Source organism: Duganella vulcania (assembly GCF_009857655.1).
GTDB lineage: Bacteria > Pseudomonadota > Gammaproteobacteria > Burkholderiales > Burkholderiaceae_D > Rugamonas > Rugamonas vulcania.
Map to the genome: position 1 here is coordinate 1 of NZ_WWCX01000026.1, position 13,939 is coordinate 13,939.

12 protein-coding genes are annotated in these 13,939 nt (G+C 64.6%); 2 read left to right on the top strand and 10 right to left on the bottom strand.

What is annotated here, in order from left to right; genetic code table 11:
- The 8 genes from xrtA to GTP90_RS16140 form a co-directional block, all read right to left on the bottom strand.
- Positions 1 to 1,032 (bottom strand): exosortase A (gene xrtA / locus GTP90_RS16105; protein WP_161084507.1); only part of this gene is annotated, 1,032 nt, incomplete at its 3' end.
- Positions 1,029 to 2,258 carry a TIGR03087 family PEP-CTERM/XrtA system glycosyltransferase gene (locus GTP90_RS16110; protein ID WP_161084508.1) on the bottom strand — a complete coding sequence of 410 codons (1,230 nt, stop codon included), beginning with the start codon at positions 2,256 to 2,258 and terminating at the stop codon, positions 1,029 to 1,031. The genes xrtA and GTP90_RS16110, both read right to left, overlap by 4 nt.
- A 4-nt stretch (positions 2,259 to 2,262) precedes the next feature.
- Positions 2,263 to 3,270 (bottom strand): FemAB family XrtA/PEP-CTERM system-associated protein, encoded by a 1,008-nt coding sequence (locus tag GTP90_RS16115; protein WP_254451887.1) that lies wholly within the window; start codon positions 3,268 to 3,270, stop codon positions 2,263 to 2,265.
- 20 nt (positions 3,271 to 3,290) lie between these two features.
- Positions 3,291 to 4,124, bottom strand: a complete 834-nt coding sequence (locus GTP90_RS16120) for an XrtA system polysaccharide deacetylase (RefSeq protein ID WP_161084509.1) — start codon at positions 4,122 to 4,124, stop codon at positions 3,291 to 3,293.
- Entirely contained in the window at positions 4,124 to 5,266 is a 1,143-nt protein-coding gene (gene wecB / locus GTP90_RS16125) for a non-hydrolyzing UDP-N-acetylglucosamine 2-epimerase (RefSeq protein WP_161084510.1), read from the bottom strand. Before wecB ends, GTP90_RS16120 begins: the two co-directional genes overlap by 1 nt.
- Before the next feature lie 12 nt (positions 5,267 to 5,278).
- Positions 5,279 to 6,808, bottom strand: coding sequence for a TIGR03016 family PEP-CTERM system-associated outer membrane protein (locus GTP90_RS16130; protein ID WP_161084511.1), 1,530 nt, complete (start codon positions 6,806 to 6,808; stop codon positions 5,279 to 5,281).
- Entirely contained in the window at positions 6,792 to 7,556 is a 765-nt protein-coding gene (locus GTP90_RS16135; protein ID WP_161084512.1) for an XrtA-associated tyrosine autokinase, read from the bottom strand. The genes GTP90_RS16130 and GTP90_RS16135 overlap by 17 nt, the downstream gene beginning before the upstream one ends.
- Before the next feature lie 9 nt (positions 7,557 to 7,565).
- Entirely contained in the window at positions 7,566 to 9,092 is a 1,527-nt protein-coding gene (locus tag GTP90_RS16140) for an XrtA system polysaccharide chain length determinant (protein WP_161084513.1), read from the bottom strand.
- A 156-nt stretch (positions 9,093 to 9,248) separates the two neighbouring features.
- Here GTP90_RS16140 and GTP90_RS16145 point away from each other — a divergent pair, with 156 nt between their 5' ends.
- Both GTP90_RS16145 and GTP90_RS16150 read left to right on the top strand, forming a co-directional pair.
- Positions 9,249 to 9,860 (top strand): XrtA/PEP-CTERM system exopolysaccharide export protein, encoded by a 612-nt coding sequence (locus GTP90_RS16145; protein ID WP_161084514.1) that lies wholly within the window; start codon positions 9,249 to 9,251, stop codon positions 9,858 to 9,860.
- 120 nt (positions 9,861 to 9,980) lie between these two features.
- Positions 9,981 to 10,724, top strand: a complete 744-nt coding sequence (locus GTP90_RS16150; protein ID WP_371875064.1) for an N-acyl amino acid synthase FeeM domain-containing protein — start codon at positions 9,981 to 9,983, stop codon at positions 10,722 to 10,724.
- Here the strand turns inward: GTP90_RS16150 and GTP90_RS16155 are convergent, their stop codons facing one another.
- On the bottom strand, positions 10,725 to 11,477 hold the full coding sequence (locus GTP90_RS16155; RefSeq protein ID WP_161084515.1) for a S1 family peptidase: 753 nt from the start codon (positions 11,475 to 11,477) through the stop codon (positions 10,725 to 10,727).
- Complete coding sequence (locus GTP90_RS16160) at positions 11,471 to 13,831, bottom strand: hypothetical protein (protein WP_161084516.1); 2,361 nt, start codon at positions 13,829 to 13,831, stop codon at positions 11,471 to 11,473. Before GTP90_RS16160 ends, GTP90_RS16155 begins: the two co-directional genes overlap by 7 nt.
- Positions 13,832 to 13,939: the final 108 nt, after the last annotated feature.

Sequence of the window (13,939 nt, forward strand, 5' to 3'; positions counted from 1 at the left end):
CGCGAGCGTGAGCGGCGGTTCCGGGGACGCCGCTTCAGCCGGCGTTCGCAGTGCGAGACAGGCCAGCGCCGGCCAGACGGCCAGGGTGGCCAAGCCTGCCAGGGCCGCTCTGGCGAAGGCCATCGGGGGCGCGGCCGGCGCGCCGGAAGCCGGCGTGTCTGGTTTCGCAGGCCGTACGTCGCGCCAGCGCGCGCCGACCCAGAACATCGAGGTCGCGACCAGGCCGAAGAATAGCCAGCCATAGATCAGATGGTCGATGCCGACCGCCAGGGTCATGTTGCTGTAATGCCCGATCAGCACGATCATGAAGGCGCGCGCGCCGTTGGCGACGATGGGCAGGATGAGCGACATGGCAACAAACGCCACCTGGCGAGCGCGGCTGTGGTAGCTCAGGTGGGCGTAGAGCGTGCCCAGCGCGGCCGAGGCGATCAGGTAGCGCAGGCCGCTGCACGCTTCCTCCACCGACCAGTTGCCGCTGGGCAGAGATAGAAGATTGTTATCGCGGAACACGGGGATGCCGGCCAGCTGCAAGGCGCCGACCGTGAAGCTGGCGGTGAAGTCGATCAGTGGCGAAATGAACACTTCGCCGAACGGGACGGCAAGCAGCAGATAGGCCAGCGCGAAGGTGATGGCGCGCGCATAGGACCAGCCCAGCACCAGGGCGACCAGCGCCGCCACCATCAGCACCAGGCTGTACTGCTGCAGGACAGGGACATTGGCCACGGCGGCAAGCAGCCACAGCAAGCCCAACGCCGCCAGCGGCAGCAGCATGAACGGCGAGGGGCGGAGGGCGCAGCCGGCCAGCCGGGCGCGCTGCCGCCACGCCAGCCAGCCGCTGACCGGCGCCACCACCAGCCCGTGGGCGAAGGTTTGCGAATGCCACCACAGGCCGGCCATCGCCGCGACAGTGGACCAGTGCAGGGCCAGCAGGCCAGCGAGCGCCGCCAGCAGACAGGCATGGGCCCAGCGCCCGGCCGGGGTGGCTTGCGGATCGGCCGCCGGTAGCGGCAGTGGGGACAGCGCGGCAGTCATGGCGCAGGCTCCGGCTGCGGACTGGCCGTCGCGCAGACGTAGAGCACGTCGCCGAGCCGCTGCAGGTTGCGCTCCCACTGATAATCGTGCAGCACGCGTTCGCGGGCGGCCGTTCCGAGCGGCTGCGGTGCATGCAATTGCTCGCCGATGCGCTGGATAAATTCGATGGCGGTGGCGGCGCAGATCAGATCCTGCCCGGGCACGGCGGACAGTCCTTCCAGCGCTTGCGGCGTCGCCACCACGGTCTTTGCCATGGCCATGGCTTCCAGGATCTTGTTCTGGATGCCGCGCGCGATCTGCAGCGGCGCCACCGCCAAGGCTGCGTGTTGCAGGTAGGGGCGGATGTCCGGCACCGCGCCGCTGACGTGGATGCCCGGCAGCCGCGCCAACATCCTCACCTGCGGACCGGGCCGTGCGCCGACGATGTGGAATTGCAGGCCGGGGAAGCGCCGCCGCAGCGCCGGCATGACCCGCTCCGCCATCCAGACGACGGCTTCGATATTGGGCGGGTAGTCCATGGCCCCGGTGAACACCAGCGCGCGGGCGCCCTGGTAAGGATCCGGCACGTCGGGCTGCGGCGTGAAGTAGGCGGTGTCGACGCCGTTGCTGAAATATCCGGTCTTGTGTCCGGACTCGGGCGCGCGCAGCCGGAACAGATCGGCTTCCGCGCGGGAGACCAGCAGTACCTGGTCGTAGCCGCGGGCGGCTGCCCGCTCGAATTCCAGCAGGTTGCGGCCTTCGCGCCGGTACAGCGTTGACATCGGCCAACGCCGGTGGTCGGCATAGTTCTGCCATTTTTCGGAATCGACATCGACCAGGTCCAGCACGCGGTGCAAGGGCCCACGCGCGGTGCGGGCCGGAAGGTATTGCGCCATGGGGCCGGAAAAAGCCAGGGCGGTGTCGATGCGGTGTTGCGCCAGCGTGTCGCGCACCCAGTCGCGCATGGCCGGGTGACGATAGTAGGCGACGCTGAGCGCTTGGCCGCGCCACAGCGCCGGGACGCTGGACAGCCGCGCCAGGCGCGGATGCAGGCGGATGAAAAAGGCGCTGGCGCAGCCGGTGGCCAGTTGCCTGGCGTATTGCAGGTCGGCCGGATCGTCGATGAAGGTGCCCAGGTGCACGCGGAAGTGGCGTTGCAGGTAGCGCAGCACGTTGTAGGCGCGTATCTTGTCGCCCTTGTTGGGCGGAAAGGGGATGCGATGCGTCAAGTACAGCAGGTCGCGCATGGCATTACCCCAATTGCCGCACGATGTGCGGCCCGATCGCGTTCGCCATCGACAGCGGCAGCAGCCGCCAGGCGCGTATCAACCACCGCAGGCGCGGATTCAAGGGCTGCATGTCCTTGAGCTGCTTGCCGCGATGTAGCTGGTAGTCGTAGCGCAGCGGCTGCGGCTCGAAGCCCCAGTTCTTTTTGAAGTGGAAGGCACCGGTGCCATACTTGCTGCGGCCGAAGTCGAACAGGCTGCGGCCGCGGTCGGCGGCGCGGCGCATCACTTCCCAGTACATGAAGTCGTTGCCGGCGCAGGCGCGGGCGGCGTCGCCTCCGCCGCCGTAGTAGGGCAGGATTTCGCCGCGAAAATGGAAGCTCATCACCGAGCAGATCGCGCTGCATCCCTGTTGCACGCTGAGGATTTCACAATCGTCGCCGAAGGTGTGTTGCAGGGCGTGGAAGTAGCGCCGGCTGAATACCGGCGTGCCGAGCCGGTGCACGCTGGTGGCGTAGTTGGCGTAGAGCCGGTCGCTATTGGTGTCGATCGTGGCGCGCAGGCCGGCGGCCATGCCTTTGCGCACCATGGCGCGCTGCTTGCGCGGGATGGACAGCAGATTCTGGTCGTTGTCGGCGGCCAGCGGCTTGCGGAAGGTGGCGTACAGGTCCTTGTGCAGCCAGTCGGCGTGCCGCGTTTGCAGGTGGCGGTATTCCAGGTGGTCGACCCGCAGGCGGCTGGCGAGCTGCTGTGCGGCCTGATCGAGCGCGGCGGCCGCTTCTTCCTGCTCGGCGGCGATGCCGCCATAGACGCAGAACGGCAGCGAACACAGCGTGTTGCCGAACAGCCGGCTGTTGACCTGGGCCAGCGGCAGCACGGCCTGGATCTGGCCGGCCGACTCGGCATAGAAATACCAGGTGGGATGGTCGAAGACGTCTTCCATGATCCGTTGCCAGCCGGCGCGGTGGAAAAACGTGGCGTCCGGGCAGCGTTGGACGAAGGCGTCCCAACGTGCGCGGTCATGTGCCCCCATTTGTCCCACGTTCCACTGCATCATGCATTCCCAAGAAAGATGTGGTCGATCCGGCCCCAGTCGAAGTCGCGCAGCAGGCGGACGATGCGCCCCTCTGTGCGGTGCAGGTTGAGGTAGTGGCGGAACCTGGTCTTGAAGCCAACGCCGCGCTGCCTGGGCTGGCCGGGATCGAGCTCCCACGGATGAAAATAGAATATGCCAGCTTGGCCATCGACTGAATTGATGCGTCGCAAGGCCCAGCGCGACACGGCGTAGGGCAGCAGGCGGAAGTAGCCGCCGCCCCCGGCCGGCCAGTTGCGGCCGGCGATGTGGAGCGTGCTGATCGGCAGTTCGAGCACGCCGGCCTCCCCCCTCGGACGCCAGGCGAAACGGGCGCCGTCGGGCATGCCGTAGTGGTCGTGCTGGATGGGATAGATGCTGGAGCTGTAGCGGTAGCCGGCCTCCAGCAGGCTGTCCAGCGCCCGCAGGTTGCGCGCGCCGATGGAGAAGCTGGGCGCCCGATAGCCGAGCACGGCTTTGCCGCTCAGCTGCTCCAGCAGGTGTTTGCTGCGCCGGATGTCGTCGCTGAATTGCGCGGGCGTCTGTTCGCTGGCGCGCAGGTGGGCGTAGCCGTGGCTGGCCAGCTCATGGCCGCTGTCGGCGATCCGCCGCACCAGCGCCGGGTAGCGCTCGGCGATCCAGCCCAGCGTGAAGAAGGTCGCTTGGGTGCGCCGCTGGTCGAGCAGGCCGAGGATCAGGTCGACGTTGCGCTCGACGCGGCATGGCAGCGTTGCCCAGTCCGCGCGCCTGATGTGGGCGGCGAAGGCCGAGACCTGGAAATAGTCCTCGACGTCGATCGTCAGCGCATTGCGCATCAACCCGGCTCTCCGTTGATGCTGAGCCAGCGTGCGATATGCCCGCCGATGCGTTCGGCTGCGTGGCCGTCCCAGAAGGCAGGGATGCGTCCGGCCTTGCCGCCGTAGCGCAGGATGTCGCGGCTCAGGGCCAGGATGACGGAGGCGTCGCGCCCGGCGATGGCGTTGCTGCCCTCGGTGACGGTGACCGGGCGCTCGGTGCTGTCGCGCAGGGTCAGGCAGGGAATGCCGAGCGCGGTGGTTTCTTCCTGCACGCCGCCGGAATCGGTCAGCACCAGGCTGGCCTGTTTCATCAGCCCCAGCATGGCGCGGTAGGCTTGCGGCGGCAGGCAGGCGACGCGCGGGGTGTCGAGCAATTTGCCGAGCTCGTACCGCTGCAGCATCGCGCGGGTGCGGGGATGGAGGGGAAACAGCACTGGCACGTCCTCGCTGAGTTTGACGATGGTCTCCATCAGCATGCGCAGCCGGCGCGGGTCGTCGACGTTGGAGGGACGGTGCAGGGTCAGCAGCGCGTAGCGCGTATCGTGCTGGAGGAAGCCGGCGAGGTTGACCTGGCGCAGCACCTCCAGCACCGGCGTGGCCCGCGCCAGTTCGCGCTGCAAGGTGTCGATCATGACGTTGCCGACGAAGTGGATGCGTGCCGCGGGGATGCCTTCGCGCAGCAGGTTGTTCATGCCGCTGGCCTCGCTGGTGAACAGCAGCGTCGACAGCTGGTCGGTGAGGACGCGGTTGATCTCTTCCGGCATCGCGCGGTCGTAGCTGCGCAGGCCGGCTTCCACGTGCAGCACCGGGATGCGCATCTTGGCCGCGGTCAGCGCGCACGCCAGGGTGGAGTTGACGTCGCCGACCACCAGCACGGCGGCCGGCGCGGCCGATTCCAGCACCGGCTCGAAGCGCTCCATGACCAGCGCGGTTTGCGCTGCGTGGCTGCCGGAGCCGACCTGCAGCTGGATGTCCGGCGCGCGCATTCCCAGCGTGGTGAAGAAGTCACCGTCCATGTCGGCGTCGTAGTGCTGGCCGGTGTGGACCAGGATGGATTCAATCGGCGTGTCGCAGGCGGCCAGGGCGCGCAGGATGGGCGCCATCTTCATCAGGTTCGGGCGGGCGGCGACGACGCAGGCGATGCGATAGGGCGTGGACATCTTGGATTCCGTTCAGAAAGCGATAGCGAGCGCGGCGCCGATACCGTTTTCACGATAGCCGCCGCCCGCGTTGCTGGTGTGGCGGACATGCCGCAGATCGACGCTGGCGCTGACCTTGGGCTGCAGTTGATGGGTCAAGGCCAGGGTCAGCACGCTGTTGCGGTCGCTGCGTCCGGTGCTCAGCGATTCGGCCCTGCTGTGGCTGGCGCCCACAGTGACGCTGCTGCGCGGCGACATGCGCCAGTTCCAGCCGGCTTGGGCGGCGCTCTGGCGGGTGCGGTCTTCCAGCGCCAGTTCGTCCGGCTTCAGCAGGGGACTGTCGATGGCGCTGCTGCTTTGCGCGGTGCGGCGCGTGGTTGTCAGGCTGAGCGCCAGGGCGCTGCGCGCGCTGGTGTAGACGGTGGCCAGTTTCCAGTCTTTCTGCAGGAAGTAGCGATGGCTGAAGAAGTTGACGTTGCCGTTCGGGCCCAGCATCTGGGAAATCAGCAGGAAGGCCTTGATGGTCTGCAGGCGGGTCTGCGGGTCGGGGATGCGGGTAGCCCACAGCTGGTAGAGGAAATCGCTGAGGCCGGTTGGTTCTATGCGGAGGAACTCGCCGTGCGTGGTGGTGATGTCCTCGTTGTAGTTGAGCGACCAGAACATGCTGTGCATCCGGTATGCGGCGTCCAGGCTGTAGGTGTTGCCGAAATAGCGGCGGCCGACGCTGGCCGCGACCTTGGTGCGCGGCGATGGCGTCCAGTTGCCGCCGGCTGACCAGTAGCTGCCCTGCGGCTGCGCGCCGCCGGTATGGTAGTCGCTCTTTTCGTAACCGCCGGTGGCCGACAGCGACAGCCGGCTGTTGAGTGGATAGCTCAGCGTCAGCGCGGTGTCGTTCATGGTGACGGGCGGCAGCGCATTGTCGGCGATGTGCTTGCGGTCCGCGCGCATGTCCCAGTTCCAGCCCTGGCCGTCGTTGTCGCCGGTTAGGCGCAGGCTGGTGTCGTCGCTACGCACGCCGAGCAGTCCGCCGCCGGTGACGCGCTGGTAATCGTAGCGCAGCTGGGCGGTGGCCAGGCCGTGGAAATGGTGCTGCAGATAGGGACTGATACTGGTCGCGCGTACCGTGCTGCTGTTGGCGGTGACCTGGGTCGGCTCCAGCACTTGGGGACCGAAGGCCGACATGTTTTGCTGGCTGATGCTGGAGCGGGCGTCCAGGTACAGCCAGTCGCGCACCAGGCCGGCATGGCCCTGGGCGTCGAGCTGCTGGGTGCTGCGGTCCGTGCGGTGCGTGTAATGGATTTGTTGCAGAGAATAGTCCAGCGCCAGCTTGAGGTGCGGGCCGTCGGTGCTGACGGCGATGCCGGGCGCCAGCTCGGTGGTGAACTCGCCTTGCGCCTGGCCGGGCGGGGCCAGGTTCATATTGTCGGTGTAGGATTCCCGCATGCGCAGCGAGGGGACGACGGTCCACTCGGCCGGGATGGCGCAGGCCGGCAGCGACAGCAACACCAGCATGCTCAGTTGATACGGGGCGCCGCGCGGAGCCAGGTTAATCATAATAACCATAGTATTCGCCGCCGGGGAAGGCCTTGCTTTTGTTGTAGATCAGGCTGACATGCGGGCATTGCTCGATATGGCGCAGCGCCTCCTTGACCGCATGCTGGCTGGTGGTCTCGGACTCGACCACCATGACGATCTGGCCCATCTGGGCGGCCAGCACGCTCGCTTCCGTGGTCATCAGCAGCGGCGGCGAGTCGAAGATGACGATGCGGTCGGCGTAGCGCTCGGCGATTTCGGTCAGCAGGCGGCTCATGCTGCGGCTGGCCAACAGCTCGGTGGCGTGCTTGTTGGCACGGCCGGCCGGCAGGATGCTGAGCGTGGCGACGTTGGTCTTGAGGATCACATCGGAGAGTTCGGTGCGTTCGCGCAGCAGGATGTCCATCAACCCGGGCTCGGCGGGCAGGCCCAAGACCTTGAGGACCGACGGCCGCGCGACATCGGCGTCGACCAGCAGCACCGTGATATCCATTTCCATCGCAATGCTCATCGCCAGGTTGACGGCGCAAAAGGTCTTGCCTTCGCCGGGGAGGGCGCTGGTCACGACGATCAGGTTGCCGTGCCGTAGCGGGGCGACATCGTGGTCGCCGCGGGCATTGCGCAGCAGCGGGCGCTTGATGATGCGAAAATCCTCGGCCACGGCAGTACGGCCGCCGTCATGGGTGACCATGCCCAACTGGCTTAACCGTTCGAGATTGATTTCGATATGCCGCGGGACGCCGCCCGAATGCGGCGCATGCTCGGTGTGTTGCTCCATATGCTGCTCCTAGTATCGAAAGGCCGACACCGCCAGGACGGCGCCGTAGGCCGCAAACAGGCAGGACAGTGCGGTGCCGAAGGCGTAGCGATCGCGTTTGCGTTTGATTTGCTGGCTTTCAGTCCAGGTCATCGATACCGTGCCCAACACCGGCAGGCCGGTGCGTTCGCGCAGCTCGCTGGGGCTGAGGAAGGTGGGGCGCACCTGGCTGATCAGCAAGGCTGCCGCCAAGCCGGTGAGCAGCGCCCCGCCCAGCACCAGGCTGGCCAGCAGTACGCGGTTGGGGCCGACCGGCAATAGCGGGATGATCGGCGCGTCGATGATCTTGAAGGTCATCATGTCGGTGTTGGAGCTCAGTTCGCCCGACAGCTTGGCCGCTTCGCGCCGGCCGATCAGCTTTTCGTAGTTGTCCTTGTTGATCAGATAGTCGCGGTTCAGCTGGGCCAGTTCGGATTCGATTTCCGGCACCGCGTTGGCCTGGGCCAGCAGACGCTGGTGGCGCGCGGTGTACTCCTGTACGCGGGCGCTGATGGCGGCCACCTTGGCGTCGGCCTCGGTTTGCGCGACCTTGAGCTGCTGCAGCATCGGGCTGTAGTTCTTGCCCGGGTCGCCTGCAGGCTTGAGCTTGCTTTCCTCCACCTTGCGCGCCTCCAGCTGCGCCACCAGACGCTTGGCGGCGATGATGTCCGGATGGAGTTCGGTGTATTGCATGCGCAAGGCGTCGAGGTTCTTGTTCAGGGCGGCAATGCGGCCGTCGAGCTCGGGGCTGTCGATGCTGGCCGGATTCAGGTCCGCGCCCAACACGGGCTCGTCGCCGCTGATCTGGCTGCGGATGGCGTTGCGCGCCTGCTCGGCTTCCACCAGCTCCAGACGGGCGGTGTTGAGCGTGTCCGCCGACTGCATCAGCTGGTTGCTGTAGTCGACGCCCTGGCGCGGCAACAGGCCGTTGTTCTTCAGTTTGAATTCCTTGACGGCGTTTTCCGCGCTGATCAGCTTGTCTTCATATGCCTTGATCTGGTCGTCAATGAACTGCACGGCCTTTTTGGTTTCGCCATTCTTGCCTTTGAAACTGCCTTCGACAAAGATGGTCAGCAGGGATTGCACGACGTCATGCACCAGCTTGGGGCTGCGGCCGTTGTACGTGATGGTGTAGATGTCGTTGGTGCCGGTGCTGCCGATCTTGATCTTGCTCATCAGCTCTTCCAGCTGTTGTTCGTGGTCGCGTGCGGTCTTGGTGTTCAGGTCCAGGTCCACCGTGCGTATCACGCGCTCTATGTTCGGACGGCTGAGCAAGGTGCGGCTCATGATGGAGACCTGTTGCTCGACATTGGGCACGCTGGTCATGCCCGCCAACAGCGGCTTGAGGATGCTCTGGGTGTCCACAAAGACGCGCGCCGAGGTTTGATAATCGTCGGGCAGCAGCGCCACCTTGGTCCAGCCCGCCAGCGCCACCAGCCACATGACCGCGATCGCATACCAACGATATTTCCATATCCCCTGCAAACTGATTAACAGCTGGCTAATCATCTGCTCCATGTTGCGATTGCTCCGTTGGCCTGGGGAAGGTGAAGCTAAATTATATGGCTCGTTATCCGGGATGTTTTCCTAATTGCTCAGTGATTGAGACAGATCAAGCAGCGCCGGGCGGCTTTTCTGAATCATGAAAGCTGGACCATTGAAGCGAGATTCGTCATGCATCCACTATTGCGTATTGCCGCCACAGCCTGGCTCTTGTTGGTGTTGCTGGCGGGCTGCGCGCACCGCGCCGCGCTGCCGCAGGAAGAGCTGTCCGCGCCGCCGGGCGACTATCTGATCGGCGCCGGCGACGTGGTCAACATCAATGTCTGGCGCAATCCCGAGGTTTCCGTAAGCGTGCCGGTCCGGCCGGACGGAAAGATCACCACGCCGCTGGTCGAGGACTTGCAGGCGGCCGGCAAGACATCGACCCAGCTGGCGCGCGATATCGAGAAGGCGCTGGAAAAGTATATCCAGCAACCGATGGCGACCGTGATCGTGACCAGCTTTGTCGGCCCGTACAACCAGCAGATCCGGGTGATCGGCCAGGCGGCCAAGCCGCAGGCGCTGGCCTACCGGCAGGGCATGTCGCTGATGGACGTGCTGATCGCGGTGGGTGGCATCACCGACTTCGCGGCAGGCAACAAGGCGCAGATCATCCGGACGGTACGCGGCAGCCGGCAGAGCTTGCCTGTACGCCTGCAGGACCTATTGCGTGACGGCGACATTTCTGCCAATGTGGCGGTGCAGCCGGGGGATGTGTTGGTGATCCCGGAAAGCTGGTTCTGAAACGTAAAAATATATTTTGATTGTTGGGGAACTTTCTATCAAAAAGGCAGGTCTGAAGAGCATGAGCCCCAGTTTGTCCTAATTTGGCAACTGGCCGACAGACCTGACAGGATCCCCACCGTGCAATATGACGACGCGATAGTTTCATTTGAAGCCGGTCCAGGCCTGCGCGACCTTGTGGTCGGCGAAGGCACCACCAACAAGGAACTGGACCACACAATAGACCAGCAGATTTTCCATATCCGTATGGCGAACTCGCAAGGCCGCCGCGAAGCGGCCAGCCTGTTGCTCAAAAAGATGTACGGGTGGCGCGGCTACTCGGTCGACCCCGGCGCGCCCCATGCGCTCAACAAGATTACGCTGTTTGCCGAGACCAGCGGTCAAACCGTGGGCACGATGTCGCTGTGCCTGGACAACGATGAAATCGGCTTGCCGGCCGATGAGAACTTCCGGGACAAGCTTGACGATCTGCGCGCCCAGCACCGGCGCCTGTGCGAGCCGTCGCGGCTGGCGATCGACAAAGGCGTATCCAAGCGCGTGTTCGCGGCGCTGATTCATATTTCGTATATCTATGCCCATAATATTCACGGCTATACCGATTATGTGATCGAGGTGAATCCACGCCACGTCATGTTCTACAAGCGCATGTTGGGCTTCCGGGATTTTGGCGGTGAGCGGCCGTGCACGCGGGTCGGCGCGCCGGCCGTGCTGTTGCGCCTGGAACTGGACTACATGGGCGAACAGATCCGCAAGTTCGGCGGCCTGATGGAGCAACAGACCACGGAGCGTTCGTTTTACCCCTACTTCTTCCCGACCTGGGATGAGCCGGGTATCACCGGACGCCTGGTCAACGGAAAAAGTTAGCTACTCCGGCGGCGTGCGAAGGAAACTGATTGGTATCGCGTAAGCGATGCCGCTGGGCGCGCTGATCGCTGTTTCCTTGAGCCCTTTCACGAACACCATGTTGACGACACCGATCACCTCGCCGGTGTCGGGATCGAACAGAGGACTGCCACTGTTGCCGGGATAGGCTGTGCCATCGAGTTGGAACACCAGATAGGGGGACTTTTGCAGCTGGTTCAGCAGCTTGCCGTCGAGCTTGCTTGAACTGAGCGTAGGCATGGCCACGGGGGTGATGGCTGAGACCGTGCAGCGATGGGTCACCTGGCGCAGCCCCAGCACCATGCCAAGTGGAAATCCCATGAAGGCCAGCGACTTTCCTTCGTGGATTTCGGCGGAATCGCCCAGTTTGAGCGCGGGGATGGGCGCGCCACGCACCCGCAGGCGGGCAAGGTCGTGCTCCTTGTCAAGCATCGTGATCGTGGCGGCGCGGAATTGCGAACTTTCGCCCTGGCGCACCAGGACGCCCAACATGTCGCCCTGGTCAGTGCGGAGCAGCTCGCTGACCACATGGGCCGCGGTGACGATGGTCAGTCCGTCGTCGATCGCGAAGCCGGAGCCGATAAACGACAAGGCCGGGCTGCGGGTTTTCTGAAAGCTGCCTATGCCGACCACCGAGGGTTTCACCAGTTCGATGGTACGGCTGAGCTCGTCGGCGTGGGCCTGCATCGCAAGGCACAAGGCCAGCAGCATGGCACGGTGGAGAAGTTTCAGCATGGGGCACTCCTTGCAGGCATGGCAGATGGTGCCGCCTGAAGCGCGGAAGCGCACAGCAGCAACATGAAGAGCAGCGTGATGCGGGGGACGTCAAACAGACTGTCGAACAGGCCTACCACCTGAAACGCGACCAGCGCTGCAAGCAGGGCCAGCGACAAGGCCTTCTCGTGGTCGGCGGATGAGCGACGCAACAACTCCGCCCCCGCGCTGCCGAGCAGGCTTGCGTAGGCCAACAGGCCAGGCCAGCCCATTTCGAAATACAGGTTAAGGCCGAGGTTCTTGATATGCCAGGGTAAATGATAACGATCGCTGCTGAAGAACCAATAGTCGTTCACCGCGGAAAATGAGCCATTGCGCACCAGCTCATGTTGATCGGCCTGTCTGCGCAGGCTGAGGTTGTCCAGGTCCAGCACGGCCTGATCCCCCTCGATGGCGAGCTCCAGTTGCACCCGGCGGCCCGACCGGCCAAGCATGCCGGAGGACAACTTGAATTGATACCGCCGCCAAGCCTGCGTCAATGGCGTTTGGTGCAGGGGCAGGGCGATACAGCCTTGTGGGTAGAGCAGTTGACGTTCGCATAAATTCACGTGCAGGAAAGCTGGAGCGCCGGTGTTACGGACGTCCAGCGCCAGCAGGTAGGAGGTATCAGGCTGAACATCGACGACTTGCAGCACACGCAGCATTTCGCCGTAGCCTGCCGCATATTCGCCTGCGGTGAGCCGAAGGTAACGGTTGCCGTCCTGGTCCATGTAGCGATAAGTTGGCGGGACCTCATGTTGCTGGTTGCGCCAAAAATACATCGATGGAAATGTACCCAGGCCCGCACCCAACAGCGTGCTGCGCCAATCGTCATCCATCAACTGGAGTGTCTGCTTCCAGTGCTGTATTCGCGTGGACAGGTCGCCTCCGGTGTGGGCAAAACGCTCGCCGACGAAGTAGCCGTTGTAGACGGGAATGACGGTCGCCAGCACCACCACGCCGGCCATCAGCGCGGTCAGGCCATGCGGACTTGAACGCCAGAGGGATCGGCCCAGCAGGAGATTGAGGATTAGCGGCGACATGGCGATTAGCACCACGCCGACGCTCATGGCTAAGGTTGCCGGCCCCGCGTGATGATAAGCGATCCAGACCATGGTGACCGACAACCCCGCCAATGCCAAGGTGGAGAGCGGCAGCAGGCGGGCCGGGCGCCGGATGCTCAAACCGAAAGCCAGCGATGAGCCCAGGAAGAGCAGATACGGCGTCTTCAACAGCCCCCATGGCGGTTCGCCCACCGGCAGCATCCAGGCCAGCGCGCCGGCGACCAGCATTCCGCAGATTAAGCCGCTTGCGGCGACTAGCGGCCTCATGGTGTGTGCCGCCATTATCAACCCAGCCGCCAGCAGCACCAGGGCTGCGCAGAATCCGCGATAGCCGCTGCTTTTAAATACCGCATCGAGTACGTAGGCAAGCACTGCAATGCCCATCGCGACGGGCAACGCCATACGCCAGCGGCGCCATACCAGGCCGCCGTTCCACATGCCTAGCAGCATGAGCGCGGCGGCGGCATGGGCCAGATACAGGCCGCGGGAAAATGTGCTCAGTCCCGCATAGAGCGCCAGCGGCAACAGCAGTAGCGCGCTTGCCCGGCGCGTCAGCGAATGCGTGCCAAACAGCCACGCCGCAAGAAGCGGCGTGCTCATCGCGAGGTAACCATCCAGCGCCGCGCCGCCTGTATGCATGGCGGAAAAGGGCGCCGTAATGCGATAGTCGCTGGCGAAATTGAGTAGGCCAGGAAACTGCCAGCGCTCCAGCGTGGCAGCGCCCGCCACCACTGCCAACCCGATCAACATTCCGGGCAGCAGGAAGCGCTGCAAGCCTGCCAAGTCCGGGCCGGCGGCTTGCTTCAGGGGCGGCAGCAGGACGAATGCCCAGAACCAGGCCTTGCCAACGCGTAGCGCGTTATAGGGGCTGAGATAACTGTTGAAGGAATTGGCGTCGATCGGCGGCAGTGGTTGTAGTCCCCGCCAGAGAGCTATGCCGGTGGCGCCCGCCAGGATCAGCAAGCCGATCCTGAACAGCGGCGGAAAGCGCGGCCGAGGGCCGAAGGTGTCGAGGTGCCAATAGCTGAAGCCTGCGGTTATCAGGAGCAGCAGGTCGATTTCCTCGACGAAGAACCAGCCGGTGTGCGGTGCGAGGTCCAGCACCGGAAGCAAAGCGGGTAGGGCCGTCAGCCATAGCACGGGGCGCCACCAGAGCAGCGCGCCATACGCCAGCAGGATGCCGGCCAGCCAGCTGTCGTCCAGCGGATAGACGGCAAGCGCCAACAACAGACCGCCAAAGAATGCCCACGAAAGCAGGCGTGCGCACAACATGAGAATCTCCCCGCCGAACGGAAGGGATAGAGTAGGAACTCTCATCGCAAGCCCTCTTGATCGGCCGCAAATGGACGCGCCTTGCCGCGCATTCGTCGCCGGTTTGCG

Bases quoted from the DNA above. Each gene is read 5' to 3' on its own strand.
- GTP90_RS16145 (WP_161084514.1), top strand. From the start codon at position 9,249: ATGCATCCACTATTGCGTATTGCCGCCACAGCCTGGCTCTTGTTGGTG.
- GTP90_RS16135 (WP_161084512.1), bottom strand. From the start codon at position 7,556: ATGGAGCAACACACCGAGCATGCGCCGCATTCGGGCGGCGTCCCGCGG.
- GTP90_RS16155 (WP_161084515.1), bottom strand. From the start codon at position 11,477: ATGCTGAAACTTCTCCACCGTGCCATGCTGCTGGCCTTGTGCCTTGCG.
- wecB (WP_161084510.1), bottom strand. From the start codon at position 5,266: ATGTCCACGCCCTATCGCATCGCCTGCGTCGTCGCCGCCCGCCCGAAC.
- GTP90_RS16115 (WP_254451887.1), bottom strand. From the start codon at position 3,270: ATGGGGGCACATGACCGCGCACGTTGGGACGCCTTCGTCCAACGCTGC.
- GTP90_RS16160 (WP_161084516.1), bottom strand. From the start codon at position 13,831: ATGTTGTGCGCACGCCTGCTTTCGTGGGCATTCTTTGGCGGTCTGTTG.
- GTP90_RS16140 (WP_161084513.1), bottom strand. From the start codon at position 9,092: ATGGAGCAGATGATTAGCCAGCTGTTAATCAGTTTGCAGGGGATATGG.
- GTP90_RS16110 (WP_161084508.1), bottom strand. From the start codon at position 2,258: ATGCGCGACCTGCTGTACTTGACGCATCGCATCCCCTTTCCGCCCAAC.
- GTP90_RS16130 (WP_161084511.1), bottom strand. From the start codon at position 6,808: ATGGTTATTATGATTAACCTGGCTCCGCGCGGCGCCCCGTATCAACTG.
- GTP90_RS16120 (WP_161084509.1), bottom strand. From the start codon at position 4,124: ATGCGCAATGCGCTGACGATCGACGTCGAGGACTATTTCCAGGTCTCG.